22 protein-coding genes are annotated in these 26,104 nt (G+C 71.1%); 14 read left to right on the top strand and 8 right to left on the bottom strand.

What is annotated here, in order from left to right; all coding sequences use genetic code 11:
* Positions 1–14 precede the first annotated feature (14 nt).
* From AC3IF3_RS02485 to AC3IF3_RS02465, 5 genes are all read left to right on the top strand, one after another.
* Positions 15–1,637: an ABC transporter substrate-binding protein gene (locus AC3IF3_RS02485; protein ID WP_489227121.1), complete on the top strand. Its 1,623-nt coding sequence runs from the start codon at positions 15–17 to the stop codon at positions 1,635–1,637.
* Positions 1,638–1,798: 161 nt separating this feature from the next.
* Positions 1,799–2,752: an ABC transporter permease gene (locus AC3IF3_RS02480; protein WP_243973538.1), complete on the top strand. Its 954-nt coding sequence runs from the start codon at positions 1,799–1,801 to the stop codon at positions 2,750–2,752.
* A gap of 14 nt (positions 2,753–2,766) precedes the next feature.
* Complete coding sequence (locus tag AC3IF3_RS02475; RefSeq protein WP_243973539.1) at positions 2,767–3,702, top strand: ABC transporter permease; 936 nt, start codon at positions 2,767–2,769, stop codon at positions 3,700–3,702.
* A complete protein-coding gene (locus tag AC3IF3_RS02470; protein WP_489219562.1) occupies positions 3,699–4,754 on the top strand; it encodes an ABC transporter ATP-binding protein in 1,056 nt (351 codons plus the stop codon). The genes AC3IF3_RS02475 and AC3IF3_RS02470 overlap by 4 nt, the downstream gene beginning before the upstream one ends.
* 8 nt (positions 4,755–4,762) lie before the next feature.
* The gene (locus AC3IF3_RS02465; RefSeq protein ID WP_489227119.1) at positions 4,763–5,788 is read left to right on the top strand and encodes an ABC transporter ATP-binding protein; all 1,026 of its coding nucleotides are present in this window, start codon (positions 4,763–4,765) and stop codon (positions 5,786–5,788) included.
* A 26-nt stretch (positions 5,789–5,814) separates the two neighbouring features.
* Here AC3IF3_RS02465 and pdxR read toward each other — a convergent pair whose 3' ends face one another.
* On the bottom strand, positions 5,815–7,335 hold the full coding sequence (pdxR, locus tag AC3IF3_RS02460; protein ID WP_489227117.1) for a MocR-like pyridoxine biosynthesis transcription factor PdxR: 1,521 nt from the start codon (positions 7,333–7,335) through the stop codon (positions 5,815–5,817).
* A gap of 101 nt (positions 7,336–7,436) precedes the next feature.
* Here pdxR and AC3IF3_RS02455 point away from each other — a divergent pair, with 101 nt between their 5' ends.
* Positions 7,437–8,060: an FMN-binding negative transcriptional regulator gene (locus tag AC3IF3_RS02455; protein WP_243973543.1), complete on the top strand. Its 624-nt coding sequence runs from the start codon at positions 7,437–7,439 to the stop codon at positions 8,058–8,060.
* Positions 8,057–8,773: a GNAT family N-acetyltransferase gene (locus AC3IF3_RS02450; protein ID WP_489227116.1), complete on the top strand. Its 717-nt coding sequence runs from the start codon at positions 8,057–8,059 to the stop codon at positions 8,771–8,773. The genes AC3IF3_RS02455 and AC3IF3_RS02450 overlap by 4 nt, the downstream gene beginning before the upstream one ends.
* Positions 8,774–8,792: 19 nt before the next feature.
* Here the strand turns inward: AC3IF3_RS02450 and AC3IF3_RS02445 are convergent, their stop codons facing one another.
* Positions 8,793–10,352, bottom strand: a complete 1,560-nt coding sequence (locus tag AC3IF3_RS02445; protein ID WP_489227114.1) for a GMC family oxidoreductase — start codon at positions 10,350–10,352, stop codon at positions 8,793–8,795.
* Positions 10,349–11,788, bottom strand: a complete 1,440-nt coding sequence (locus AC3IF3_RS02440; protein WP_489227112.1) for an alpha/beta hydrolase — start codon at positions 11,786–11,788, stop codon at positions 10,349–10,351. Before AC3IF3_RS02440 ends, AC3IF3_RS02445 begins: the two co-directional genes overlap by 4 nt.
* A gap of 123 nt (positions 11,789–11,911) precedes the next feature.
* Here AC3IF3_RS02440 and AC3IF3_RS02435 point away from each other — a divergent pair, with 123 nt between their 5' ends.
* Entirely contained in the window at positions 11,912–12,667 is a 756-nt protein-coding gene (locus tag AC3IF3_RS02435) for a GNAT family N-acetyltransferase (protein ID WP_489227110.1), read from the top strand.
* A gap of 95 nt (positions 12,668–12,762) precedes the next feature.
* On the opposite strand, the gene AC3IF3_RS02430 is transcribed toward AC3IF3_RS02435, so the two are convergent.
* From AC3IF3_RS02430 to AC3IF3_RS02415, 4 genes are all read right to left on the bottom strand, one after another.
* Positions 12,763–14,871, bottom strand: a complete 2,109-nt coding sequence (locus AC3IF3_RS02430; protein ID WP_489231216.1) for a TonB-dependent receptor — start codon at positions 14,869–14,871, stop codon at positions 12,763–12,765.
* Positions 14,872–15,320: 449 nt separating this feature from the next.
* Entirely contained in the window at positions 15,321–15,953 is a 633-nt protein-coding gene (locus tag AC3IF3_RS02425) for a MarR family winged helix-turn-helix transcriptional regulator (protein ID WP_409564906.1), read from the bottom strand.
* An 82-nt stretch (positions 15,954–16,035) separates the two neighbouring features.
* Positions 16,036–16,425, bottom strand: a complete 390-nt coding sequence (locus tag AC3IF3_RS02420) for a response regulator (protein WP_243973549.1) — start codon at positions 16,423–16,425, stop codon at positions 16,036–16,038.
* Between the two features lie 94 nt (positions 16,426–16,519).
* Complete coding sequence (locus tag AC3IF3_RS02415) at positions 16,520–17,785, bottom strand: adenosylmethionine--8-amino-7-oxononanoate transaminase (protein ID WP_489227108.1); 1,266 nt, start codon at positions 17,783–17,785, stop codon at positions 16,520–16,522.
* An 86-nt stretch (positions 17,786–17,871) separates the two neighbouring features.
* On the opposite strand from AC3IF3_RS02415, the gene AC3IF3_RS02410 reads away from it, so the two are divergent.
* The 3 genes from AC3IF3_RS02410 to AC3IF3_RS02400 all read left to right on the top strand — a co-directional run bounded on the left by AC3IF3_RS02410 (position 17,872) and on the right by AC3IF3_RS02400 (position 20,501).
* A complete protein-coding gene (locus AC3IF3_RS02410; RefSeq protein WP_489219552.1) occupies positions 17,872–19,041 on the top strand; it encodes an aminotransferase class I/II-fold pyridoxal phosphate-dependent enzyme in 1,170 nt (389 codons plus the stop codon).
* A gap of 80 nt (positions 19,042–19,121) precedes the next feature.
* A complete protein-coding gene (locus AC3IF3_RS02405) occupies positions 19,122–19,631 on the top strand; it encodes an OsmC family protein (protein ID WP_489227106.1) in 510 nt (169 codons plus the stop codon).
* A 12-nt stretch (positions 19,632–19,643) separates the two neighbouring features.
* Entirely contained in the window at positions 19,644–20,501 is an 858-nt protein-coding gene (locus AC3IF3_RS02400; protein ID WP_489227104.1) for a class I SAM-dependent methyltransferase, read from the top strand.
* Positions 20,502–20,547: 46 nt separating this feature from the next.
* Here the strand turns inward: AC3IF3_RS02400 and AC3IF3_RS02395 are convergent, their stop codons facing one another.
* Positions 20,548–22,023 carry a methyl-accepting chemotaxis protein gene (locus tag AC3IF3_RS02395; protein WP_489227102.1) on the bottom strand — a complete coding sequence of 492 codons (1,476 nt, stop codon included), beginning with the start codon at positions 22,021–22,023 and terminating at the stop codon, positions 20,548–20,550.
* A 349-nt stretch (positions 22,024–22,372) separates the two neighbouring features.
* On the opposite strand from AC3IF3_RS02395, the gene AC3IF3_RS02390 reads away from it, so the two are divergent.
* The 3 genes from AC3IF3_RS02390 to murC are packed head-to-tail and all read left to right on the top strand — an operon-like array spanning position 22,373 to position 26,101.
* Complete coding sequence (locus AC3IF3_RS02390; protein WP_243973555.1) at positions 22,373–23,539, top strand: FtsW/RodA/SpoVE family cell cycle protein; 1,167 nt, start codon at positions 22,373–22,375, stop codon at positions 23,537–23,539.
* Positions 23,536–24,645: an undecaprenyldiphospho-muramoylpentapeptide beta-N-acetylglucosaminyltransferase gene (murG, locus tag AC3IF3_RS02385; protein ID WP_489227100.1), complete on the top strand. Its 1,110-nt coding sequence runs from the start codon at positions 23,536–23,538 to the stop codon at positions 24,643–24,645. Before AC3IF3_RS02390 ends, murG begins: the two co-directional genes overlap by 4 nt.
* Before the next feature lie 49 nt (positions 24,646–24,694).
* Positions 24,695–26,101 (top strand): UDP-N-acetylmuramate--L-alanine ligase, encoded by a 1,407-nt coding sequence (gene murC / locus AC3IF3_RS02380; RefSeq protein WP_243973557.1) that lies wholly within the window; start codon positions 24,695–24,697, stop codon positions 26,099–26,101.
* Positions 26,102–26,104 lie beyond the last annotated feature (3 nt).

Genomic DNA, 26,104 nt, shown 5'->3' with positions numbered 1-26,104 from the left:
GTACCCGATCCGCGATGCTGTCCCGTCTGAGAAACTTCGGCGCCCGTGCGGCGCTGGCCAGTGCCCTGGTGTTGTCGGCAAGCACCGCCGTCCTCGCCCAGGGGACGCTGCGGATCGGCATGACCGCCTCCGACATCCCGCTGACCACCGGCCAGACCGACAATGGCGGCGAGGGCATGCGGTTCATGGGCTACACGGTCTATGACGGCCTCATCAATTGGGACCTGTCGAGCGCCGAACTCGCCTCCGACCTCGTACCCGGTCTGGCGACGAGCTGGGGCGTCGATGCCAGCGACAAGACCAAATGGACCTTCAAGCTGCGGCCCGGCGTGAAATTCCACGACGGCTCTGACTTCACCGCCGACGCGGTGGTGTGGAACCTCGACAAGCTCCTGAAGGCCGACGCGCCGCAATACGACCCGCGCCAGTCCGCGCAGGGCAAGACCCGGATCCCGGCGGTGGCCAGCTACCGCGTGGTCGATCCGCTCACGGTCGAGATCACCACCAAGGCCCCGGATGCGACGCTGCCCTACCAGATCGCCTGGATCATGATGTCGTCCCCGGCCCAGTGGGAGAAACTCGGCAAGTCCTGGGACGCCTTCGCCAAGCAGCCCTCGGGCACCGGCCCGTGGAAGCTGACCCTGTTCGCCCCGCGCGAGCGCGCCGAGATGGTGCCGTTCAAGGCGTATTGGGACGCGAACCGGGTGCCGAAGCTCGACAAGCTCGTGCTCGTGCCGCTGCCGGAGGCCAATGCCCGAGTCGCGGCCCTCCGCTCGGGCCAGGTCGACTGGATCGAGGCGCCGGCGCCCGACGCCGTGGAATCGCTGAAGGGTGCCGGCTTCACGATCGTCACCAACGCCTACCCGCACAACTGGACATGGCACCTGTCGCGGGTCGAGGGTTCGCCCTGGAACGACATCCGGGTGCGCAAGGCCGCCAACCTCGCCATCGACCGCGACGGCCTGAAGGAGCTGCTCGGCGGGCTCGCGATCCCGGCCAAGGGCTTCATGCCCCCCGGCCACCAATGGTTCGGCCACCCGACCTTCGACGTGAAGTACGATCCGGAGGCCGCCAAGAAGCTGCTCGCGGAGGCGGGCTACAGCCCGGCCAAGCCCCTCAAGCTCAAGGTCGCGATCTCGGCCTCGGGCTCCGGCCAGATGCAGCCGCTGCCGATGAACGAATTCGTCCAGCAGAACCTCGGCGAGGTCGGCATCCAGGTCGATTACGAGGTGGTCGAGTGGAACACGCTGATCAACATCTGGCGCGCCGGGGCCAAGGCCGACATCTCCCGCGGCGTCTCGGCGATCAACTACTCGTATTTCATCCAGGACCCGTTCACCGGCTTCATCCGCCATCTCCAGTGCAATTTTGCCCCACCGAACGGCACGAACTGGGGCTATTACTGTGATCCCGCGATGGACAAGCTGTTCGATCAGGTCCGCAACACCTTCGACAAGGTCGAGCAGACAAAGGTCCTCGAGAAGGTCCACGAGAAATACGTGGATGATGCCCTGTTCATCATGATCACCCACGACGTGAATCCCCGGGCCATGAGCCCGAAGGTCAAGGGTTTCGTCCAGGCGCAGAACTGGTTCCAGGACTTTTCGAAGATCACCATCGCGACGGCGGGGCGGTAGCCGGGCGGGACCCATCTCTCCTCCCCTTTGCGGGGAGGAGCCGGAGGTGGGGGTGGGGCAGAATTGAGCGCAGCGGTTCCGTCTGCACCACCCCCACCCCTAACCCCTCCCCGCAAGGGGGAGGGGAGTCGCCTCGACTGTGCATGACAACAGGTCTTGGAATGCTGCTCTACATCCTCAAACGACTGGTCTACGTGACGCCCGTGGCGTTCGGGGTCAGCGTCGTCTGCTTCCTTCTGGTGCACCTCGCGCCGGGCGATCCCTTGAGCGCGGTGCTGCCGGCAGACGCCACCCAGGCCACCATCGACGAGATGCGGGCCGCCTACGGCTTCGATAAGCCGCTCCCGGTCCAGTATCTGATCTGGCTGTGGCACGTGCTGCACGGGGATCTCGGCGTCTCGATCGCCACCGGCCGGCCGGTGCTGGGCGAGGTCACCCGCGCGGTGGTCAATTCGCTGATCCTCGCCTCCGTGGCGACGGTGATCGGCTTCACCTTCGGCACGCTGTTCGGCTTCGTGGCGGGCTACCACCGCAACTCGCTGGCCGACCGGGCGGCCTCGGCCCTCTCGGTCTTCGGCGTGAGCGTGCCGCATTACTGGCTCGGCATGGTTCTGGTGATCGTGTTCTCGGCGACGCTCGGCTGGCTGCCGCCGACCGGCGCCGGGCCCGACGGCTCCGGCAACTGGCGGCCGGACTTCGAACACCTGCGCTACCTGATCCTGCCGGCGGTGACGATGTCGGTGATCCCGATGGGCATCATCGCCCGCACGGTGCGGGCGCTTGTGGCCGACATCCTGTCCCAGGACTTCGTCGAGGCTCTGCGCGCCAAGGGCATGGACGAGCGCGGCGTGTTCAAGCACGTGGTCCGCAACGCCGCTCCGACGGCGCTGGCCATCATGGGCCTCCAGCTCGGCTACCTCCTCGGCGGCTCGATCCTGGTCGAGACCGTCTTCGCGTGGCCCGGCACCGGTTTCCTCCTCAACGCCGCGATCTTCCAGCGCGACCTGCCGCTGCTGCAGGGCTCGATCCTGGTCCTGGCGATGTTCTTCGTGGTCCTCAACCTGCTGGTGGACGTGATGCAGACCGCCCTCGACCCGCGCATCGAGCGCGCCTGACCCGGAGGCCGACGATGACCGCACCCATCACCGCCGCCTCCGTGGCCCTCGACGGCGGCGTGCTGGCCGCCGAGGATGCCGCGCACGGCCCCGCAGCCGCCTTCGTCCCGTCGCGCGGCTTCTGGGGCCATGTCGGCCACCGGCTGATCCGCGACCCCGTCGCCATGGCTGCGGGCGCGGTGATCGTGCTCGTCGTCCTCATGGCGATCCTGGCGCCCTGGATCACCCCGATGGACCCCTACAAGGGGTCCATGCTGCGCCGACTCAGGCATGTCGGCGACGCAACCTACTGGCTGGGCTCCGATGAACTCGGCCGCGACATGATCAGCCGGCTGATGCTGGGCTCGCGGCTGTCGCTGTTCATCGGCGTCACGCCGGTGCTGATCGCCTTCGTGCTCGGCTCCGGCATCGGAATCCTGGCGGGCTATGTCGGCGGCTGGACCAACACGATCCTGATGCGCACCATCGACGTGTTCTTCGCCTTCCCCTCCGTGCTGCTGGCGATCGCGCTGTCCGGGGCCCTGGGGGCCGGCATCTTCAACTCGATCGTGTCGCTGACCTGCGTGTTCGTCCCTCAGATCGCCCGGGTTGCCGAGAGCGTGACCACAGGCATCCGCCGCCGCGACTACATCGACGCCGCCAAGCTGTCCGGAGCCTCGGCGCTGACGATCATGCGGGTGCAGGTTCTGGGCAACGTCGTCGGGCCGATCTTCGTCTACGCGACCAGCCTGATCTCGGTCTCGATGATCCTGGCCTCGGGCCTGTCGTTCCTTGGCCTGGGCGTGCGCCCGCCGGAGCCGGAATGGGGCCTGATGCTCAACACCCTGCGCACCGCGATCTACGTCAATCCGGTCGTCGCGGCCCTGCCGGGGGTGTGCATCTTCATCGTCTCGATCGCCTTCAACCTGTTCTCGGACGGCCTGCGCACGGCCATGGAGATTCGCCAGTGAGCGTCATCCCGGACGCCTCCGATCCCTTCGCCCGCGACCGCGGCGGCCCCGCCCAGCCGCTCCTGTCGGTCTCGGGCCTGATCAAGCACTTCCCGGTCCGCAAGGCCGGGGGCAAGAAGCAGGTGGTCCGCGCCGTCGACGGTGTCGATTTCGACGTGCTCAAGGGCGAGACCCTCGGCATCGTCGGCGAGTCCGGCTGCGGCAAGTCGACCACCGCCAAGCTGCTCATGGGCCTGATCGCGCGCGACACCGGCACGCTGCTCTACGACGGCCAGCCGGTCGGCGAGCGGGTGATGCCGTGGCGGTCCTACCGCCGCCAGGTCCAGATGGTTTTCCAGGACAGCTATGCCTCGCTCAACCCGCGCATGACCGTGGAGCAGTCGATCGCCTTCGGCCCGAAGGTCAACGGCGTGCCCGGCCGGGAGGCGGTGGAGCGGGCGCGCGCCCTGCTCGCCCGGGTCGGCCTGGAGCCCAAGCGCTTCGCCGGGCGCTACCCGCACGAGATCTCCGGCGGCCAGCGCCAGCGGGTCAACATCGCCCGCTCGCTGGCCCTGGAGCCCCGGCTGGTGCTCCTCGACGAGGCGGTCTCGGCGCTGGACAAGTCGGTGGAGGCGCAGGTGCTCAACCTCCTCCTCGATCTCAAGGCCGAGTTCGGCCTGACCTACATCTTCATCAGCCACGATTTGAACGTCGTCCGGTTCATCTCCGACCGGGTGATGGTGATGTATCTCGGCCGGGTCTCCGAGATCGGCCCCTCCGACACGGTGCTGGCCGCCCCGGCCCATCCCTACACCGAGGCGCTGCTGGCCTCGATGCCGTCCCTCGACCCGGACAACCGCACCCAGGCCGCCCTGCTGCAGGGCGATCCGCCGAATCCGATCGATCCCCCATCGGGCTGCCGGTTCCACCCGCGCTGCGCCCTCGCCGAGCCCGTGTGCAGCGAGAAGGAGCCGCCGCTCGACACGACCGGGCCACTGCACCGGGTCGCCTGCCTCGCCCGCCAGCCGGGCTCCGGCCATTCCGCCGCCCCGGCCCGGGCGCTCGCGGCATGAGCGCCCAGATGTCGGGATCCGAGCCGGCCGTCACCCTCGAGAATCTGCGCGTCGCCTTCGGCAAGGTGCAGGTCGTCGACGGCGTCGACCTCACGGTCGAGCGCGGGCAGGCGATGGCGCTCATCGGCGAGTCGGGCTCGGGCAAGAGCGTGACCCTGCGGGCGATCCTGCGCCTGTTCGCGCACGGCCGCAGCCGGATCGAAGGCACGATCCGGGCGGCCGGCAGGGACGTGCAGGCGCTGACACAGCGCCAGCTCGCCGATTTCCGCGGCGGCGACGTCTCGATGATCTTTCAGGAGCCGCTGCTCGCCTTCGACCCGGTCTACACGGTCGGCCAGCAGATCACCGAGGCGATCCACCGGCACGAAAAGATCTCCAAGGACGAAGCCCGCAAGCGCGCGCTCGCCCTGTTCGAGCGGGTCCGGATCCCGAGCCCGGAACGGCGGCTCGACAATTACCCGCACGAGATGTCGGGGGGCATGCGCCAGCGGGCCATGATCGCCCTGGCGCTCGCCTGCCGGCCGCAGGTGCTGCTCGCCGACGAGCCGACCACGGCGCTCGACGCCACGGTGCAGATCCAGGTGCTGCTGCTCCTGCGCGAGTTGCAGCGCGACCTCGGCCTGTCGATCGTCATCGTCACCCACGATCTGGGCGCCGCCGTGGAAGTCGCGGACCGGATCGCCGTGATGTACGCGGGCAAGATCGTCGAGACCGGGACCGCCCATCAGGTGGTGCTCGACCCGCACCACCCCTACACGATCGGCCTCCTGCGCAGCCGGGCCGAGGGGGCGCTGGCCAAGGGCTCGCGGCTCCAGACCATTCCCGGCAGTCCGCCCGACCTCGCCAATCGCCCGCCGGGCTGCCCCTTCGCGCCGCGCTGCTTTCTGGTCGAGGAGCGCTGCCGCCGGGAGATGCCGCCGGTGGCCGAGATCGGCCCGGGCCACAGGGTTGCCTGCTGGCGGACCGAGGAGGCCTCGGCGGCCTACCGGGCAGGCCCGACCCCGGTCCGCGCTGCGGAGCCGGTTCCGGCCTGAGCTTCAGGGTCGCCGATCCCGAAGCCTCATCCAGAACGGGCGTCGCCCAAGGGCGGGCCCCGCACGCCGGCGGCGCGCCGCAGCGCCTCGGCCATCTGCCGCACCGCCGGCCCGATGGCGCGTTCCGGCACCGCGGCATAGCCGAGCAACAGGCCGGGCTCCGGCGGTCCGGCGTGATAGGCGGAGAGCGCCACCGCGGAGATCCCGGCGCGGCCGAGCGCCGCCGCGGCGGCCGCGTCGGAGAGGGACGGGGCCCAGGCCGGGCCGGGCCTGGCGATCAGGTGCATCCCGCCCTCCATCGGCGCCACCGTGATCACGTCGGCGGCCACGCGCCCCGCGGCCTCGACCAGGGCACCCTGCCGCTGGGCGTAGAGGCGGCGGGTCCGGCGCAAATGGCCGGCGAGGTGCCCGTCCTCGATGAAGCGCGCCAGCGCCCATTGCCCGATCCCGGGGGGCGTCGGGCCGATCTCGGCCAGAGCCTGGTTCACCGGCGCCACGAGGCCGCGCGGCAGGACGAGGTAGCTGAGGCCGAGGGCCGGGAGCAGGACCTTCGAGAAGCTGCCCACGTAGATGACCCGCCCGGTGCGGTCGAGGGCGCGCAGCGGCGCCAGCGGGCGTCCGGCGTAGCGGTAGGCGCCGTCGTAATCGTCCTCGACGATCCAGCCCGCGGTGGAATCCACCCAGGCCAGGAGATCGAGACGGTTCTCGAGGCTCATGGCGTGTCCGAGGGGATAATGATGGGCCGGCGTAACCACGGCGAGCCGCGCGCCGGGCGCCAGGATCGCGGCCCGGGCCACCGAGAGCCCGCCCGGGCCGACCGGGACCGGGACCGGCCGGAGGCCGGCGCTGGAGAGGGCCTGCGCGATCCCGGGAAAGCCCGGCTCCTCGATCAGGGCTGTCTCCCCGGGGTCGAGCAGCAGCTCCGCGAGCAGCCTCAGGCTCTGCCGGATCCCCGCGGTGACGATCACGTCCTCGGCCTCGCAGGCGACGCCCCGGGCCTGCGCCAGATAGGCGGCGATGGCACTCCGCAGCGCCGGCGAGCCGCGCGGATCCGACTCCTCGGCCGGTCCCCGGCGCCACTCGGCCTGGAGCAGCCGGGCCCAGACCGCATACGGGAAGGCATCGTGCGCCGGCCGCCCGAGGGCGAAGGCGTCCGGGGCCGCGGATCCGGCCATGTACCGCCGCGGCGGCGCGGCGGCGAGGTCGGTGCCGCGCTGCGAAAGCCGGGGCGCGGACACGGTCGCCGGATGCGCGATCCGGCCGGGCGACGGCACCGTATCGTCCGGCAGGGTCGCGGCGACGCGGGTGGCCGAGCCGGGACGCGCCGTCAGGTATCCCTCGGCGGCGAGCTGTTCCAGGGCGAGGACCACCGTACCCCGGGCGCAGCCGAGATCTGCCGCGAGTACCCGCGATGCTGGGAGCCGGGCCCCACGCGGCAACCGGCGGTCGAGGATCGCCGTGCGCAACGCCTCCCGGAGTTGCACATGCAGCGGGACCGGACTCGACGGATCGAGGCTGACGGGCGACGGCAATGGACCCCGGGCCATGGCGCAAAGCGGTCCAGTCGGTTTTTCGGAACTGGACCTTTTCGCTGGTCCACCGAACCGTCAAGCATCCGCGGATCGAGGCGCCAGACAGGACGTGGCCCGTGTACCAGCCGCCGCACTTCAGGGAGGATGATCGGGACGCGCAGCACGCGCTGATCCGGGCGTATCCGCTCGGCCTGCTGATCACCGCCGGGCCGGCGGGACTCATCGCCAACCCGATCCCGTTCCTCCTCGACGACAATGCCAACGGGATCCTGCGCGCGCATCTGGCGCGGGCGAATCCGCAGGGGCAGGATCTCGCCACGGTCGAGGAGTGCCTGGTGGCGTTCCAGGGACCGCAGGGCTACGTCAGTCCGAGCTGGTACGCGAGCAAGCGCGCCCACGGCCGCGTCGTGCCGACCTGGAACTACGCCACCGTCCATGCCTGGGGCCGGCCGCAGGTGATCGAGGATGCGGCCTGGCTCCGGCGCCAGATCGCGGATCTCACCGCGCTCCGCGAGACGCCGCGGGCCGCACCCTGGGCGGTCTCCGACGCGCCGGAGCCGTTCGTGGCCGCGCAGGTCCAGGCGCTGATCGGCGTCGAGATCCCGATCACCCGCATCGAGGGGAAGTGGAAGATGAGCCAGAACAGACCCGAGCCCGACCGGGCCGGTGTCATCGCGGGGTTCGAAGCGGAGGGCGAGACCGTGCTCGCCGGGCTGGTCGGCGGGCGGAGCGGATCATGAGCGCAGGCGTGAACACCTTCGGCCAGCCGGTCGGACCAGCCCTGCCGGACTGGACCCCGCGCCCCCGTCCACCGCGGACGCCCCTGGAGGGCCGCACCTGCCGGGTCGTGCCGCTCGACGCGGCAGCCCACGCGGCGGGCCTGTTCGCCACCTACAGTGCCGCCCCCGACCGCAGCGGCTGGACCTATCTCCCCGACACGATGCCCGAGAACGAGGCGGAACTCCGCACGCGGCTCGAATCCCGGGCGGCGAGCGAGGATCCGCTGTTCCACGCGATCCTGGACCGGGGAACCGGCGCGCCCCTGGGGATCGCCTCGTATCTCCGGATCGACCCGGGGAACGGCGTGATCGAGGTCGGCCATCTCCATTTCGGGCCGACGCTCCAGCGCGCCCCGGCCGCCACGGAGGCGATGGCGCTGATGATGGGCCGGGCCTTCGACGAACTGGGCTACCGGCGCTACGAGTGGAAATGCGACAGCCTCAACACCCCGTCCCGGGCGGCGGCCCTGCGCCTGGGCTTCACCTTCGAGGGGATCTTCCGCAACGCCGTCGTGGTGAAGGGCCGCTCCCGCGACACCGCTTGGTTCTCGGTCACCGACGCCGAGTGGCCGCGTCTGCGCGCAGGCTTCGCGGCCTGGCTCGACCCGGCGAATTTCGACGCAGGGGGCCGGCAGAAGCGCGGATTGGCGGATCTGCGCGCCACGCTTGGGTGAGCGCGGCGACGCCGCGCGCTCAGCCCTGCCCCGAGGGTCCGGCCGCCAGGAATGCCTCGGCGGTGCGCAGGCTGAGCGCCATGATGGTGAGTGCCGGGTTGGCGGCCAGCGAACTTGGGAAGGTCGAGCCGTCGCAGATCCACAGGTTGTCGATGTCGAAGCTGCGGCCGACCGGATCGACCACGGCGCTCGACCCGTCACGCCCCATCCGGCAGGTGCCGATCGTGTGGGCGACGCGCTCCAGCACCCAGATATCCTCGGCACCGGCCGCCTCCCACAGGCCGCGCATCACCTTGGTGGCATGCGCGTTCAGCCGGTCCTCGTTGGTGCCGTAGCCGAAGCTGACCTGAGCCTTGCGCATCCCGCGCGCATCGGTTTCGTCCGACAGGGTCAGCACGTTGTCGTCGCGCGGAAGGGTTTCGCCGTTGATGCCGATGCCGGCGAGGTTGTTGTAGCGGTCGAGATAGTCGAGAAGCGGCTTGCCCCACAGGCCGCGCCCCCGGGCCACGGCATTGCCGAAGGTCACCGGCACGACGCCGAGGCTCTGGATCAGATAGCCGCCGGCGAAATCGGCACCCGCCCGGATGAAGTCCTCGGTGATCAGCGACGAGGGGTAGCCGCGGTTCATCCGCACCTCGTGCGGGAACGTACCCCAGACCTGGGTCGCCACGTGGCCCATGTAGTTCCGGCCGACCTGATCGCTGGAATTGGCGAGTCCCAGATGCAGCAGGAGCCGCGGGGTCTCGACCGCACCGGCGCAGAGGAACACCGCCGCGCAGCGCTGGCGCCGGTCCTGGCCGCCCTGGCGGTAGACCACCCCGGTGACCCGGCCGTCGGCGCCGCGCTCGAGGCCGTGCACGAAGGCTTCGGCCCGGATCTCCGCCCCGCGGGCGACGGCCAGCGGCAGGTAGGTGACGTCCATGCTGGTCTTGGCGCCGTTGCGGCAGCCCTGATGGCAGTAGCCGCAATTGATGCAGGCCTCGCGCAGGGGGCCGTCCTCGGACTGGAAGTCCCGTGAGACCACGGCGGCGGGGGCGTCGGCCCAGCGGATGCCGCGTGCCTCGCAGGCCTGCGCCATGATCTGCGCCGGGCCGTTGCGCGGCACGGGGGGGAGGGGGTAGCGCCGCCCGGGATCCCACGGATAATCCTGCGCCCCCGAGACGCCGATGAAGCCCTCGACCCGCTCGTAGAACGGCACCAGATCCTCGTAGGCGAGGGGCCAGTCCACGCCCTCGCCGCTCTCCGTATGGAGGCGGAGGTCGCGGGCGTCGGCCCGGGGCACGAAGGCGCCCCAGTGCAGCGTCGAGCCGCCGACCCCGGTGCCGCTGTTGTTCGCCCCGAAGGCCTCCGGGGTCGCGCCGCCGCTGAGCCGCTCCTCGGTCCAGTAGATCTCGGCGGCGAGGGTCTCGTCGAAGGCGAAGCGCTCCGGCGTGAAGTTCGGCCCGGCCTCCAGGGCCACGACCTTCAGGCCGGCCGCGGCGAGTCGCGCCAGGAGCGGCGCGCCGCCCGCCCCGGTCCCGACGATCACCGCATCGACCACGTCGTCCTCGCGGTAGCTCCGCATCCCCGCGAGGTTCATCGTCCCGCCTCCATCCGTTGCAGCGTGCCCTGTTGAGGTTCGGGCTCCCAGGCCTCCGGTGCGTCGAGCCCGACTTCGTGGAAGCCCGGTAGATCCGACGCGATCTCGCCCGGCCGGTCGCCGCCGGCACCGATCCCCGAGAAGCCGATCCGCGCCAGTGCCGCCGGATGGCCGAGCCAGAGGCGCACCGCGTCGGCGCGCAGATCCTCGAACCAGAACCGCATCCGGTCTGCGTCGAGCCGGCCGCCGAGCGCGTCCGGGACCTTCAATCCGGTCTGTGCGCAGAGCGTGAGCAGCGCATCCTGGTGCGCGCCGTCGAGGGCCACGAACGGGCGGTCCTGCGCCGCGCGGGCGGCTGCGTCGAGGGTGCGCAGGGCCGCCCGGTAGGCCTCCGCGTCCGGCGGCAGGGCCGAGAAGCGCCAGCCGTCGCCGTCCCCGGAGGCGAGGCGCCGATCGAGCCGGGCGGCGAAGTCGATGCCCGACGCCGGCAGGACCCGGGCGAAGGCGGCGCGCAGGATCGCGAGTTCCACAGGATCCAGAGCCTCCGGGCGGTAGGCGGGATCGTCCGGCTCGGCGCGCGCATGGAGCGCGCCGCGGAGGCGGCCGTTGACCCGCTCCGAGGCGATCAGCGCCGCGTAGGCCGGCGGTACCGTTGGCGCTGGCCGGTCCGGTCCCGCGGGCCGCGCCCCGAGATGCTCGCGAATCAGACCGGCCAGGGCGTCGGGACGTTCCAGCGGCAGGAGATGACCGACGCCGTCGACGGTGACGCGGCGATGGTGCGCGAGGTGCGGGGCGGTCAGGGCAAGCTGCGCGTCGGGGCCGAGATCGGCATCCTCCGAACCCGCCAGGATCAGCGCCGGCGTGCGCAGGAGACCGACGCGGCGGCACCAATCCTCGCGGGCGCCGGAATCGAGCCATGCCTTCCACGCCGCCGGTGCGGCCTGGAGTACGTCGGCCACCGCCCGATCCTCGGTCTCGGCGTCGAGACCGGTCCCGACATTCGCACGGACGAAGTCTCGCGCCTCGCGCTGGCGCGTCTCCGGATCGGCGTCGATCCAGCTGCGCATGTGCGAACGGCGCTCCTCGGGGATCGGCTCCGGGCTCGGCGGCGAGCCGGAAACCAGGATCAGGTCCGTAAGCCCTTCGAGGCCCGGCACACCGTCCTCGGATCGCCGGGCCAGCGCCAGCGCAACCTTGGCGCCCATGCTGTGGCCGGCGATGGCGAAGGCGGCGGGCGCCCGCGCGCGGATCGCCTCCGCCACGTGATCGGCCATCGCTTCAACGGAAAACCCCGATTGGCCGGCTTCTTGGCCGAAGCCCGGCAGCTCCACGGGGACGCAGGTCAGTGTGCCGTCGAGCGCCCGGGCGAGGGGCGCCCAGCTGCGGGCACTTCCGCCCAGGAAATGCAGGCAGAACAGGAGTTCGGGTTCAGACATCGCGGTGACATCGCGCGACCCGGACAGGCTTCAAGCGTACGCGACGCCGCACGGGCGAAGCCTTGCCACAGGGCCTGTTGGCCCGATCGCGGCCCCGTGCGATCACGGCCGCCGGAGGTTCCCATGAGCACGGACGCCGACCTCGCCTGGCGCGTGGAGGAGGCCTGCCTCAACGCCTGGCCGAGCCCGCGCCAGATCCTGGTGGACGGATACCTGCTGCGCGCCGCGGGCGGCCGGTCGAAGCGGCAGAACTCGGTCAATCCGATGCGCGGGAGCGGCGCCCCCGAATCGGCGATCCCAGCTGCATGCGCGATCTACGCCGCCCTCGGGCAGCGTCCGATCTTCCGCATCCCGACGATCGCACCGCAGATGGAACCGCTTCTCGCGCGCGCCGACTACGCGGTCGCCGACGCGACTTGTACCCTGTACCGCGCCCTCGATGACCGTCCGGCTGAGCCGGATCCCGCCGTCACCGTCGCGCCGGCGCCCTGGGCCGACTGGCTGGCTCTGCGCGACACGGTGAACCGCGCCGACGCCGCGGCCGCGCGAGTGTTCCGCGACACGGTCGCCGCGCTGATGCTGCCGCGGGCCTTCGCGGCGACCTCCGAGGCGGGCGGGATCGGCGCCATCGCCTTCGGCGTGCTCGACCGTGCCCTGCTGGTGATCGAAGCGGTTGCCACCCCCGAGCCCCTGCGCGGCCGCGGCCATGCGCGGCGCGCCGTGGGCGCGCTGCTCCGCTGGAGCCGGGCACAGGGCGCGGAAGCCGCCTGCCTGCAGGTCGTGGCGGCGAACGCGCCGGCGCGGGCGCTCTACCGCGGGCTCGGATTCGAGCGCGAATTGTACCGCTACCATTACCGCATCGGACCGGAGCCGGGTTGAGCCGCCCGGCGGATCGCCGTCGACGCGGTCCACGCCAACGGCGAGCGCTCTCGCTCTGATGGCGGAGACCGGGACGCGGCGGGTTGGGAACTGCCTCAGAACCGCGCCGTCAGGAACAGCCGCAGGTTCCGCCCCGGCAGCAGGATCTCGTCCTTCTTGAACGAGGTCGAATTACGGATGTCGGCGTTCAGCAGGTTGCGCCCCTGAAGGCCGAGAGTGATCGCGCTCGCCCCATAGACCGCGGGGTCGAGGGCCTTGGTGTAGCTCAGCTCGGCGCGCAGGTCGTCGTAGCCGGGGGTCGGGGTCTCGAACATCGCCGTGGCGTCGTGGCTGAAGGCGTGAAGCAGGTTCACCCGGGCGAACCAGCCGTCGGCCCGCAGGTAGACGCCGCCGCCGAGCCGGTAGGGCGGGATGCGCGGCACGTTGGTGCCGTCATCGAATTGGGCGCGCACGAAGTCGAACTGCGCCTCGATCCCGGCAAAGCCGTTGCCCACCGGCACGAGGTCGTACTGTCCGATGATCTCGGCGCCGTAGAAGGTGGCGTTCTGCTGCTGGTAGACGATCTGCCGGTTGTCGGTGCCGATGCCACAGGAGGCGAAGTCGTCGTCGCAGGTGAGCCCGGTGTAGTTGCGGTAGATGAAACCGGTGTAGCGCGTGTAGTAGCCGGTGGCGTCGAGGCGCAGCGGCCCCTCGGCCCGGCGGATGCTGGCCTCCACCGTCCGGGCGCGCTCCTTCTTGAGGTCCGGGTTGCCGATCTCGAAGGTGGCCGTCGCGTCGTGCGGCCCCTGGGAGAACAGTTCGTAGCCGGTGGGACCGCGCTCGACATAGGACCCGGTCAGGCTCGCCACGAATCCGTAGGGCAGGTCCTGCAGGGCGCCGAAGCTGGCGCTCTTCGGGGCGAAGCGGCGGGTCCGGGCGTATTGGAATGGCTCCTGCCCGTCGACCGGAACGTAGTCGGCGGGGAACTGGGCGGCCGTGCTCGACAGCCGGTCGACCTCGTAGCGCCCGGCCGCCTGGATCCGGGTGCCCGGGCGCAGTTCCAGCTCCTCGAACAGGTAGACCGCGTTGGCGCGGGACTCGGTCTTGGGCAGGAAGGATTCGAGCTGGGTGTTGATCACCCGCCGGTCCGACTGGAAGCCCAGCGCCCCGGTCAGTTTGCCGAACGCGGTGAAGACCGGAACGTGTTGCAGTTCCAGGCGCCCCTCCGCCTCCCGGTTCTTGAAGATCGCCTGGACGCCCTCGATCCCGTCCGCGCCGAAGCCGACCTCGTCGTGGCGGTAGACCGAGTAGCCGGCCCAGTAGCGGATCACCTCGAACGGGCCGTCGAGGGGTCGGTACTCGCCGCGGGACAGCACCCGGTCCTGGTTCGGGGTCAGGCGGGTGCGGTCCTGCTCGGCCACGCCGCCGGGGATCGCGTAGACCGCGTCGTAATGGCTGAAGGAGATGCCGACGAAACCGCGGTCGCCGATCGCCGAGATGCCGACCGCGCCGCCCTGCGACTCGTTGTAGGAATTGCGCTGAATGCCGCCGGGGATCGCGTAGCTGTCGTTGGCGGTCTTGAAGCCGTCGGCATGAACCGCGATGCCGTCGCCGCCGGCATCCACCGTGGCGGCGCCGAGCCGGCCGTTGTCGACGCTGGAGAAGCCGCTGGTCACCTGACCCTGGATGCCGTTCGCCGGGATGAAGGTCGGCACCCGGTTGTTGTCAGCCGAGACCACGTCGCCGATGGCGCCGGACCCGTAGCGCAGGGTCGCGGGCCCGCGGATCACCTCGATCCGGTCGGCGACCAGTGGGTTCACCGGAACCGCGTGGTCCTCGCCGAGGTCGGACACGCCGCCGTTGACGATGCCGTTCTCCTGGATCCGCACCCGGGCATTGTCGAGACCGCGGATGATCGGCCGCGAGGCCGCGCCCGGGGCGTAGCGGGTGCCCGAGATGCCGGGCCGGTCGAACAACGCGTCGCCGAGCGTCCGGGGCTGATCGCGGGCGATCTGGTCCTGGGTGACGACCGTCACAGGCGAGAAGGTGTTGGTCGCCACCGGCAGGATCCCGATCGGAACGGGGGGCTCCGCGGCCGGCGCAGAACGCGGCGCCTGGATCGGGCTGGGGCTGGTGACGCTGATCTCGTCGAGGGCGACGGCCTGCTGGGCCTGTGCGGCGGGGGGAGCCAGGAGGGTGGCGCAGACGGTCGAGGAGAGGACCATGCTGGCGAGGAAGCCGGAGTGGCGCGTGGCGGACATCGAAACTCACGTATTGTTATACTGTTTCAGTGCCGCGGTATGTCTGTTCCGCGCAAGGGCAGATGAGGCCGGCCGCCCAACTCGCCGAGCAACGTTACATCATTACAACATTTTCTGACGAGCGCGCGATCGACAGCCCAGCGATCGGGCCGATGCCGCAAAAACCAAACGGTCAATCAGCACTGGGCTAAAGGGCGATGCGCACCTGCCAGCACGTCCTCCCGTGGGCCTTCAGAAACGGGACTCCGGACCGGCGCGGCGGGGCTGCCGAGGGTTTACCGGTGGCATAGCCGCGCTGCGCGCGGCGACACCGCCGCCGGGGATAGACCAACACACGGGACGCGGTCGGCGCAGGGAATGGACTATCGGCGCAGGATGCGTCGCCGGACGCGCTCACCAACCGAACGCCACAGTCAGGTCGGCAGCACCTCGGCCTCGTCGTCGACCTCGGCCTCGATTTCGGCGTCGACGTCGGTGGATTGTCCGGAGGCGCCGGCCGCCTCGGCGAGACCGCGGGCGGCCTTGCGCAGGAGCTTGCGAAGGCGGCGGCGGTCGGTCTTGTCGAGGTGATCGAGCAGCTCGGCCTCGACCTCCTCCTGGATCTGCTCGATGGCCTCCGCCTTCGCCAGACCTGCAGGGGTGAGCTGGACCCGGACCACGCGCCCGTCGCCCGATTCGGCGCGGCGCTCGACGATGCCGAGGGCGGCGAGCCGGGTCACGGTCTTCGACGCCGTGGGCGGGCGCACCCGCAGCAGGGCGGCGAGATCGCCCATCGTCATCGTGCCGGCGGAGGCCAGAGCCTGCACCACCTGCTCCTGCCCGGCAAACAGGCCGAGCTTGGCGAGGCGGTCGCCGGTGCGGGCGCGATGCAGGCGCGCCGCCTGCACGAGCGCCCAGCCGACACTTCGGACGCCGGGCGGACGCATCCGCTTGGATGACAGCTCCTGAGCCGCATCCTCACCGTCCCGACGATCGCGTTTCTGTTTATCGCCCACCGGAGCGCCCGAGTTTGTGCCGGCGGCGGCCGGATGATCCAGGGTCTGCACGATCCATCTCCGTCACCGGCCGCCCGGGACCCTGTGGCGCCGGCCGGTGACGCTGAGATGACGGGCCCGGGCCCGGAGCCGCTCAGCAGTGCATGAGTCGATGGAGGCGATCGAGGATATCCTCGCCCGTGCACGGCCGCGCGATGAAGTCGGCGTGCCCGGGCATGCGGGCCGGGTCCGGCGCCGCCCGGCCGGACACGATCAGGATCGGCAGCTGTGGCCGAGCCTCGGCCACCGAACTGGCGAGGTCGAACCCATCCGTCTTGCCCGAGAGCTGGACGTCCGTGACCAGCCCGCAGATATCCGGGCGCGCCTGGAGTATGCTGAGCGCCCGCTCGGCGGACGCGCATTGTACGGTCTCGTAGCCGCCTTCCTCCAGCACGTCGCCGAGGTCCATGATCGTCAGTGCCTCGTCCTCGACGAGGAGGATTACCGGCCGATCGCCGCCCGAAGCCGTCTGCTCACTCGCCACTGTGCACTCCCTCCGGCAGCGTCCGGCTGCGAGGGCCGCCGCACGCGTCTTCAGCCGCAGGTCCAACGGCAGAAACGGTTCCGGGTTGCAGCCGTCACGGCGTCGCGGCGCCCCGTTCGGTCACCACGGCGGTCACCGCGTCGATCAACCGGTCCAGGTCCGCCGCGCCGATGGTCAGCGCAGGCGTGAGATACACGATGTCGCCGAACGGCCGGACCCAGACGCCCCGGTCAAGAAACCGCGCCTTTAGGCCGGCGAGATCGGGAGCGCCGGCGAACTGGACTGCACCGATGGCGCCGAGGATCCGGACATCCGCCACGCCGGGCACGCGCCGGAGGGGTTCCAGCCCGTCCGCCAGCCGGGCTGCGATGACGCGGGCCTGTTCGAGGCGCGGCTCGGATTCGAACAGGTCGAGGCTGGCGTTGGCGGCCGCGCAGGCCAGCGGATTGGCCATGAAGGTCGGGCCGTGCATCAAGGCCGCCGCCGGATCCTCGGACCAGAACGCCTCGTACACCTCCCGCCGGGCGACGGTGGCGGCGAGCGCCAGGGTGCCGCCGGTCAACGCCTTCGACAGGCACAGGATGTCGGGCACGATCCCGGCCTGCTCGCAGGCGAACAGGCTGCCGGTGCGGCCGAAGCCGGCGAAGATCTCGTCGGCGATCAGCGGCAGGCCGTGGCGACGGGCGAGACGCGCCACCGTGGCGAGCACCTCCGGCGGGTGCATGCGCATGCCGCCGGCCCCCTGGACCAGCGGCTCGACAATGACGGCTGCGAGTTCTTCGCGGTGGGCGGCCAGAGTCGCATCGAGGGAATCGGTCTCGGCGAGGCTGCGCGGCAAGTCACAGAAAACCTGGGTGGGCAGATAGGCGCCGAAGCGGCGGTGCATGCCCTCCTCGGGGTCGCAGACCGACATCGCCCCCATCGTGTCGCCGTGATAGCCGCCCCGGAACGCCAGGACCTTGGTACGGCCGCGCACCCCGCGGTTCAGCCACATCTGGGCGGCCATCTTCAGCGCGACCTCGACGGCGACCGAGCCCGAATCGCTGAGGAAGACGTGGTCGAGGTCGCCCGGCAGCAGGGCGGCCAGACGGGCCGCGAGGCGCTCGGCCGGGGCATGGGTGAGGCCGCCGAACATCACGTGCGGCATGCGCGCCAGCTGGTCGGCGACGGCGCCGGCTATATGCGGGTGATTGTAGCCGTGAACCGCCGTCCACCAGGAGGCGATACCGTCCACGAGCTCGCGCCCGTCGGCGAGGACGATGCGGCTGCCATGGGTCGCCACGGCCTCCAAAGGCTGGGCGGCGCCGCGCATCTGCGTGTAGGGCCGCCAGAGGGTGTTCCGGGACGCGTCTGAGGACATGCCTCCCGCATGGTCAGCTGCCTGCGCCCGGTCAAGGGCGCGGATCCGGCTTGACATCGGGCCGGCCCGCGGCCCCATCCCGCCGGATGGACAGCCTCGACGCCTTTGCCCGCACCAAGCTCGCTGCGCTGGAGGTCGGCAGCCTGCGCCGCCGGCTGGTCCCGACCGAGCGGGGATCCGGCGCTTCGGCGGCCCGCGGGGGCAGGGCGCTCGTCTCCTTCTCCTGCAACGACTATCTCGGCCTGTCGCATCACCCGCGGGTGATCGCCGCCGCCCAGGACGCCGCGGCGCGGTACGGTGCCGGGGCCGGCGGCTCGCGGCTGGTGACCGGCGACCACCCGTATCTCGGCGCCCTGGAAGACGGGCTCGCGCGCCACAAGGGCACCGGGGCGGCTTTGGTCTTCGGCAGCGGTTACCTCGCCAATCTCGGGATCACCCCGGCGCTGGCCGGGCGCGGGGACCTCGTCGTGTTGGACGAACTCTCCCATGCCTGCATGTGGGCCGGGGCGCGGCTGTCCGGGGCGCGGGTGCTCACCTTCCGCCACAACGATCCCGGTGACCTCGCGGCGACGCTCGCCGCGCACCGAGCCGGGCACGGCCGCGCCCTGGTCCTCACCGAGCGGGTGTTCAGCATGGACGGCGACCGGGCGCCGCTCGGCGACCTCCTGGCCGTGGCCGAGGATTTCGACGCCTGGACGCTGGTCGACGACGCCCACGGGATCGGGGTGGTCGAGGATGGGCCGCGGGCGCCGCTGGAGATGGGCACCCTGTCGAAGGCGCTGGGCTCCTACGGCGGCTATCTCTGCGCCTCGCGGGCGGTGGTCGACCTGATGACGAGCCGCGCCCGCAGCTTCGTCTACACGACCGGCCTGCCGCCGGCCTCGGCGGCCGCCGCCCTGGAGGCCCTGGCGATCCTGGAGGCCGAGCCGGAGCGGCGCGCCCGCCCCCTCGCCCTCGCCCGGCGCTTCACCGCCCGCCTGGGGCTCCCGGACGCCGTGAGCGCCGTCGTGCCGGTGATGGTGGGTGAAGCCCAGGCGGCGCTGGACATCTCGGCGGCTTTGGAGGCGGAGGGCTACCTCGTGGTGGCGATCCGTCCGCCGACCGTGCCCGCCGGGACCGCGCGGCTGCGGGTCGCTTTCTCGGCGGCCCATGACGAGGCCCAGGTCGATGGACTCGCCGAGGCGATCGCGGCCCTGACCGGCCGCGCCGGGGCACACTTTCCGTCCGCCAGGCCCGGACCTATACCGCAGGCCTGACACGTTTGGCAGACGGACAACCCGTTCCGGCGCTGAGCCGCGCCCGAGACCGGGACGGACACCATCGAGAGGACGACGCCATGGACGCGACGGCTTTGCGAGCCCTCCAGGCTCCGCTCAAGGACCGGTACCGCTCGGCCCCGGATTCGGCGGTCGTGACCCTGAAGGCGAAGGGTACGCTCGACGACACGAAGATCGCCTGCAAGGTCGAGACCGGCCGGGCGATCGCCGAGGCCGGGCTGCACCCGGCGACCGGCGGTTCGGGGATGGAGCTGTGCTCGGGCGACATGCTGCTCGAGGCGCTGGTCGCCTGCGCGGGCGTCACCGTGAAGGCGGTGGCGACCGCGCTGGAAATCCCGTTGCGGGCGGGCACGGTGAGCGCCGAGGGCGATCTCGATTTCCGCGGCACGCTCGGCGTCGACAAGGAGGCGGCGGTCGGGTTTCGCGCGATCCGCCTGTTCTTCCAGCTGGACACGGACGCCTCGGAGGAACAGCTCGCGCAGCTCCTGAAGCTCACCGAGCGCTACTGCGTTGTGTTCCAGACGCTGAACCACAAGACGACCTTGTCGGTGGCGGCGACCACGGCCTGAAGGGAAACGGCCATGGCCGGCGACATCACCCAGATCGAGTACTGGAACGGCGAAGTCGGCGCCCGCTGGGCCCGCAACCAGGCGGTGCTCGACGCGGTGTTCGCGCCGCTCACCGAGGCCCTGTTCGACCGTGCGGGACTGAGCCAGGGGGCATCGGTACTCGATATCGGCTGCGGATCAGGGACGACGAGTCTCGAGGCCGCGCAGCGGGTCGGGGCCGCGGGCGCCGTCATGGGCGCCGACATCTCGGCGCCGCTCCTCGCCGTCGCCCGGTCTCGCCTCGGCGCGCAGGCGCCCGGCGCCGCGCCGGTCACGTTCGTCGAGGCCGACGTGGAGCACGCGGATCTCGGCGGCTTCGACGCGGCGTTGTCCCGCTTCGGCGTGATGTTCTTTCCGGATTCGGACCGCACTTTCGCCAATCTCCGGCGCATGCTGCGGCCGGGGGGACGGCTGACCTTCCTGTGCTGGCGGGCCCTGCCGGAGAATCCGTGGGTTCAGGTGCCCCGCGAGGCGGTGCTGCCGCTCCTGCCGGAGGTACCGCCGCCTGTGACCCCAGATGCGCCCGGGCCGTTCCGCTTCGCCGACCCGGACCACCTCGCCGGGCTCCTCCGGGGCGCCGGCTTCGGGACCGTCGCCTGCGAGGCGGTCGACCGCGACGTCGTCCTCGGCCGGGGCGAGTCCGACGCCGCCGCCGCCGAGGCGGCGGCACACGTGGCGCTCAACCTCGGGCCGAGCGCGCGCCTCGTCCGCGAAGCCGAGCCCGACCTGCGGGCGCGGGCCGAAGCGGCGGTGACCGAGGCCCTGCGCGGCTATGCAGTGGGCGGTGCGGTGCGCCTGCGCGCCGCCTGCTGGCTCGTTCAGGCGGGGTGAAGCTGGGCCGCTTCACGGGGTGGCGGCGAGACGGGCATCGGAGCCGTCAGCGCGCCAGGACCTTGGCGGCCTCGCGGGTGGTCCCGACCGCCTTCGAGACGTCGGAGACCGACGTCACGATCGCTCCGATGTTGCCGGTGATGGCGGAGACCGCCCCCGAGGCGCTCTGCATGCTCTCGGCGAGGTCGCGGGTCACCGCGCTCTGCTCCTCGATCGCCGCCGCGGTGGCCACCACCGTCTCGCGCATCACCGAGACCGAGGCCCCGATCGAGCTGAGCGCCGTCACCACCTCCTGCGAGACCCGTTGCACGCTGGCGATCTCGCCGTTGATCTGGCCGGTGGCGCGGGCCGCTTGGTCGGCCAGGGCCTTCACCTCGGCAGCGACCACCGCGAAGCCGCGGCCGGCCTCGCCCGCACGGGCCGCCTCGATCGTGGCGTTGAGCGCCAGCAGGTTGATCTGACCCGCGATGTTCTGGATCAGGCCGACGATGCCGGTCATCGCGGTGGCGGTGTCGGCCAGCCGCTTGGTGTGGCCGTCGGCGTCCTGGACGCAGGCATAGGCCGTGTCGGTGGCGCCCTGCGAGCGGACGATGCTCTGCGACATCTCCGCGACGGAGGCGGCCAGCTCCTCGGCGGCGGCCGCGACGGTCTGCACATTGTCGGCGGTCGAATCCGCGGCCGCGGAGGCCAGGGTGGCCGCCTTGGTCGAGTGCGCTACCGCGTGCTCGATCTCGCCGAAGTTGCGGTCGATGAGCGTCCGCAGATCGGCCAGCAGGCGGACCTGCTCGGTGATGTCGGTGGCGAACTTCACCACCTTGTAGGGCCGACCGGCGGCGTCGAGGATCGGGTTGTAGGAGGCCTGGATCCAGACCTCGCGGCCGCCCTTGCCGAGACGCCGGAACTGGGCAGCCTGATAGGTGCCGTTCCGCAGCGACGCCCAGAACGCCCGATAGGCCTCGCCGTCGCGATAGGCCGGCTCGACGAACAGGCTGTGATGCTGGCCGATCACCTCGGCGCGGCCGTAGCCCATCGCGGCCAGGAAGTTGTCGTTCGCCTCGATCACGGTGCCGTCGAGGTCGAAGGTGATCACCGCCTGCACCTTGTGGATCGCCGCGATCTGCCCGGCCCGATCGGCCTCCTCGGTCCGCTGCTGGGTGATGTCGGTGGCGAACTTCACCACCTTGTAGGGCCGGCCCCGGGCGTCGAGCATCGGATTGTAGGAGGCCTGGATCCAGACCGGGCGACCGCCCCGGCCGACCCGCTGGAACTGCCCGGATTCGAAGGTGCCGGACCGCAGGCGATCCCAGAAGGCGCGGTATTCCGGCGAATCCCGCTCGGCCTGGGCCATGAACAGGCTGTGGTGCTGGCCGACGACCTCCGGAAGCGTGTAGCCGACCACATCCAGGAAGTTGCCGTTCGCCGCGAGGATCCTGCCCTGGAGGTCGAACTCGATCACGCCCTGGACCCGGTCGAGGGCCGCCAGCTTGGCATGGGCTTCACGGACGTTCAGGCTGGAGAACATGGCGCGCGTGCTTCCGCTGGGCGGACCGACCGTCGCCGTGCGGCCATCAGGGCAGGCTGCACGCCGATCCGCGAATTACACGCGAAAGTTGCACTGAGAGATTTAAAATAGAGTGACTTCTGGTCAATATAGAACGGAGGGAATACCGGTTTCGTGAGGCGAAAAACGTCCCGGGATCGCCGGTCGAGCGGGTGCAGGCGGGACCCCGGCCCGGCAGCTCATCGGCCACCGTCCGGCGGCGAACGGACGGACGACGGGGCCTGGCATAAGTCTCCGTTTACCATTCGCGCACAGGATCCCCCCGACCCGTGCGGACCGGCTTCCGCGCGGCCTGGAGTCGTTGCCCGGCATGATCTCACGCGCCGAACGGACCCCCCTGACCGACTGGTGGTGGACGGTCGACCGCGGGCTGCTCGCGGCCTTGTTCGCCCTGATGGTGGCGGGTCTCGTCTTCCTGATGGGCGGCGGGCCGCCGGTGGCCGAGCGGATCGGCCTGCCGACTTTCTATTTCCTGAACCGTCAGGCGATGTATCTCGCCCCGACCATTCTGCTGATCTGCCTGGTCTCGTTCCTGTCCCTGCGCGGCATCCGGCGTCTGGCGCTGATGACCTGGATCTGCGGCGTCGCCCTCTGCCTGCTGGCCGGCAAGTTCGGCCCCGAGATCAAGGGTGCGCACCGCTGGATCCAGTTCGGCCCCTTCGGCCTGCAGCCCTCGGAATTCGTGAAGCCGGCCTTCGTTGTTGTGGCCGCCTGGGCCTTCTCCGAGGGCGCGCAGCGCCGCGACATGCCGGGCGGCATCCTGGCGCTGCTGCTCCTGCCGATCACCATCGTGCCGCTGCTGCTCCAGCCCGATTTCGGCCAGACCATGCTGATTACCATGGTGTGGTGCGCGCTGTTCTTCGTGGCCGGCCTGCACCTGATCTGGGTCGCGGTGCTCGGGGTGCTCGGGCTCGGGGGCGTCTTTGCGGCTTACCTGTTCTTCCACCACGTGCGCGAGCGCTTCAACAAGTTCCTCGACCGGGATTCGGGCGGCGGCTTCCAGGATTTCTGGTCGCGGGAATCGTTCCGCTCCGGCGGCTGGTTCGGCACCGGCCCGGGGGAGGGGGTGGCCAAGCGCCACCTGCCGGACGCCCATACCGACTTCATCTTCTCGGTCACCGGCGAGGAGTTCGGCGTGATCGTCTGCCTGTGCCTCGTGGCCCTGTTCGCCTTCATCGTGCTGCGCGGCCTCAAGCTCGCCCGCCGCACCGACGATACGTTCTCGCGGCTGGCGATCACCGGACTGACCACCCTGTTCGGCCTCCAGGCCTGCATCAACATGGCGGTGAACACCCAGCTGATGCCCGCCAAGGGCATGACGCTGCCGTTCGTCTCCTACGGCGGCTCGTCGCTGATCTCGCTGGCGCTCGGCACCGGCTTCCTCGTTGCCCTGACCCGCAAGCGTCCCCGGACCGTGATGCTCAGCCAGAAGCCCCCCGGCACCGCGCCGGCTACCGTCGCCGGGGTGATGCGGTGACCGTCTTCACCCCCACGATCCTGCTCTGCGCGGGGGGCACCGGCGGCCACCTGTTCCCGGCCGAGAGCCTCGCCCATGCCCTGCGCGCCCGCGGGATCCGGGTGGCGCTCGCCACCGACGCGCGGGTCGACGCGATCTCGGGCGAATTCCCCGCCTCCGAAGTGATCACGATCGCCTCGGCGACGCCCTCGGGGCGCTCGCTGGTGCAGCGCGCCGGCGCCGTGCTGACCCTCGGCCGCGGTTTTGGCGTGGCCGCCAGGGAGATCCGGCGGATCAACCCGGCCGCCATCGTCGGATTCGGAGGCTATCCGACCGTGCCGCCGGTTTTGGCCGGCCAGATCCTGCGGGTGCCCACGGTGCTGCACGAGCAGAACGCCGTGATGGGCCGGGCCAACGCCTTCCTGGCCCGGGGCGCCCGGACCATCGCCACCGGCTTCAAGGACGTGCGGGGCGTGCCCGACAGCGCGCGCGCGCCCCGCATCCACACCGGCAACCCGCTCCGCCCCGCGGTGATCGCGGCGGCCAAAGTCCCGTATCCGCCCTTTGGCGCGGACGAGGTCCTGCGGCTCCTGGTGTTCGGCGGAAGCCAGGGTGCCCGGGTCATGGGCGAGGTCGTTCCAGAGGCGATCGCGCGCCTGCCCGAGGCCCTGCGGGCCCGGCTGCACCTCGTTCAGCAGGTCCGGCCCGAGGACCTGACGGCGGTCCAGAACCGCTACCTCGCCCTGGGCCTCGCCGGGATCGAGGCGGCCCCGTTCTTCAAGGACCTGCCGGCCCGCATGGCCGCCAGCCACCTCGTGGTGGCGCGCTCGGGCGCCTCGACGGTCTCGGAACTGGCGGCGATCGGCCGGCCCGCGATCCTCGTGCCGCTGCCCGGCGCCCTCGACCAGGATCAGGCCGCCAATGCCGCGACCCTCGACGCCATCGGCGCCGCGCTGGCCATCAAGCAGTCCGATTTCACCCCGGATCGCCTCGCCGCGGAACTCACCGCCTGCTTCACCACGCCGGCAAAATTGACCGCGGCGGCCGATGCCGCCAGAAGCGCGGGCATCCACGACGCCGCCGAGCGGCTGGCCGAGGTCGTCGTCGAGACGGCTGCCCGCACCTGATCCTCAAGGGCTCTCGCACCGGCGATCCCGCCACCAGACGGTTCGACCCATGAAGCTGCCCGACAAGCTCGGCCCCATCCACTTCATCGGCATCGGCGGCATCGGCATGTCCGGCATCGCCGAGGTGATGCACAATCTCGGCTATACGGTGCAGGGGTCGGACGCCTCCGACAACGCCAATGTCCGACGCCTCGCCGAGAAGGGCATGCGCACCTTCGTCGGCCACGACGCCGCGAATGTCGAGGAGGCCGCCCTCGTCGTCGTCTCCACGGCGATCCAGCGCGACAATCCAGAGTTGCAAGCCGCCCGGGAGCGCCGGCTCCCCGTAGTGCGCCGGGCCGAGATGCTGGCCGAGCTGATGCGCTTCAAGTCCTGCGTCGCCATCGCGGGCACGCACGGCAAGACCACGACCACGTCCCTGGTCGCGACCCTGCTGGATGCCGGCAATCTCGACCCGACCGTCATCAATGGCGGCATCATCAACGCCTACGGCACCAACGCCCGGATGGGCGCGGGCGAGTGGATGGTGGTGGAGGCCGACGAGTCCGACGGCACCTTCCTGAAGCTGCCCGCCGACGTGGCGATCGTCACCAATATCGACCCCGAGCACCTCGACCATTTCGGCTCGTTCGACGCCATCAAGGACGCGTTCCGGCGCTTCATCGACAACATCCCGTTCTACGGCTTCGCGGTGATGTGCATCGACCATCCGGTGGTGCAGGACCTCGTCGGCCACATCGAGGACCGGCGGATCATCACCTACGGCGAGAACCCGCAGGCCGACGTGCGCCTGATCGACGTGGACCTGCGCGGCGGCCAGAGCCGGTTTCGGGTGATGATCCGCGACCGCCGCCCCGGCTACCGGATGGAGATGGAGGATCTGGTCCTGCCGATGCCGGGCAAGCACAACGCGCTCAACGCCACGGCGGCGCTCGCGGTGGCGCACGAGCTCGGCGTAAAGCCCGAGGCGCTTCGCAACGCGCTGGCCGGGTTCGGCGGCGTCAAGCGGCGCTTCACCCGCACCGGCGAGTGGAACGGCGCGACGATCTTCGACGATTACGGGCACCATCCGGTGGAGATCAAGGCAGTGCTCAAGGCCGCCCGCGCCTCGACCGAGCACGGGGTGATCGCCATCGTGCAGCCCCACCGCTACACACGGCTGCAATCGCTGTTCGACGATTTCTGCACCTGCTTCAACGATGCCGACACGGTGATCGTCGCCCCGGTCTACGCCGCCGGCGAGCCGCCGATCGAGGGCTTCGACCGCGACAGCCTCGTGGCCGGCCTGCGCTCCCGCGGCCACCGCGACGCCCGGGCGCTCGAGCGGCCGGAGGAGCTGGCGGGGATCGTCGCGGATCTCGCCAAGCCCGGCGATTACGTGGTGTTCCTTGGCGCGGGTAACATTACGCAGTGGGCCTACGCGCTGCCGGGCGAACTCGCCGCGCGGGGGCGGTGAGGG

Source organism: Methylobacterium sp. J-118 (genome assembly GCF_057836565.1).
The sequence above is the reverse complement of the archived record's forward strand: the minus strand, read 5'-3'. Positions and strand labels throughout refer to the sequence as shown.

Coding starts and splice junctions, on each gene's coding strand:
- pdxR (WP_489227117.1), bottom strand. CDS start 7,335: ATGGCCCGGGGTCCATTGCCGTCGCCCGTCAGCCTCGATCCGTCGAGT.
- AC3IF3_RS02400 (WP_489227104.1), top strand. CDS start 19,644: ATGGCCGGCGACATCACCCAGATCGAGTACTGGAACGGCGAAGTCGGC.
- AC3IF3_RS02395 (WP_489227102.1), bottom strand. CDS start 22,023: ATGTTCTCCAGCCTGAACGTCCGTGAAGCCCATGCCAAGCTGGCGGCC.
- AC3IF3_RS02435 (WP_489227110.1), top strand. CDS start 11,912: ATGAGCACGGACGCCGACCTCGCCTGGCGCGTGGAGGAGGCCTGCCTC.
- AC3IF3_RS02405 (WP_489227106.1), top strand. CDS start 19,122: ATGGACGCGACGGCTTTGCGAGCCCTCCAGGCTCCGCTCAAGGACCGG.
- AC3IF3_RS02415 (WP_489227108.1), bottom strand. CDS start 17,785: ATGTCCTCAGACGCGTCCCGGAACACCCTCTGGCGGCCCTACACGCAG.
- AC3IF3_RS02480 (WP_243973538.1), top strand. CDS start 1,799: ATGCTGCTCTACATCCTCAAACGACTGGTCTACGTGACGCCCGTGGCG.
- AC3IF3_RS02465 (WP_489227119.1), top strand. CDS start 4,763: ATGTCGGGATCCGAGCCGGCCGTCACCCTCGAGAATCTGCGCGTCGCC.
- AC3IF3_RS02440 (WP_489227112.1), bottom strand. CDS start 11,788: ATGTCTGAACCCGAACTCCTGTTCTGCCTGCATTTCCTGGGCGGAAGT.
- AC3IF3_RS02485 (WP_489227121.1), top strand. CDS start 15: ATGCTGTCCCGTCTGAGAAACTTCGGCGCCCGTGCGGCGCTGGCCAGT.
- AC3IF3_RS02475 (WP_243973539.1), top strand. CDS start 2,767: ATGACCGCACCCATCACCGCCGCCTCCGTGGCCCTCGACGGCGGCGTG.
- AC3IF3_RS02430 (WP_489231216.1), bottom strand. CDS start 14,871: ATGGTCCTCTCCTCGACCGTCTGCGCCACCCTCCTGGCTCCCCCCGCC.
- AC3IF3_RS02445 (WP_489227114.1), bottom strand. CDS start 10,352: ATGAACCTCGCGGGGATGCGGAGCTACCGCGAGGACGACGTGGTCGAT.
- AC3IF3_RS02390 (WP_243973555.1), top strand. CDS start 22,373: ATGATCTCACGCGCCGAACGGACCCCCCTGACCGACTGGTGGTGGACG.
- AC3IF3_RS02450 (WP_489227116.1), top strand. CDS start 8,057: ATGAGCGCAGGCGTGAACACCTTCGGCCAGCCGGTCGGACCAGCCCTG.
- murC (WP_243973557.1), top strand. CDS start 24,695: ATGAAGCTGCCCGACAAGCTCGGCCCCATCCACTTCATCGGCATCGGC.
- AC3IF3_RS02410 (WP_489219552.1), top strand. CDS start 17,872: ATGGACAGCCTCGACGCCTTTGCCCGCACCAAGCTCGCTGCGCTGGAG.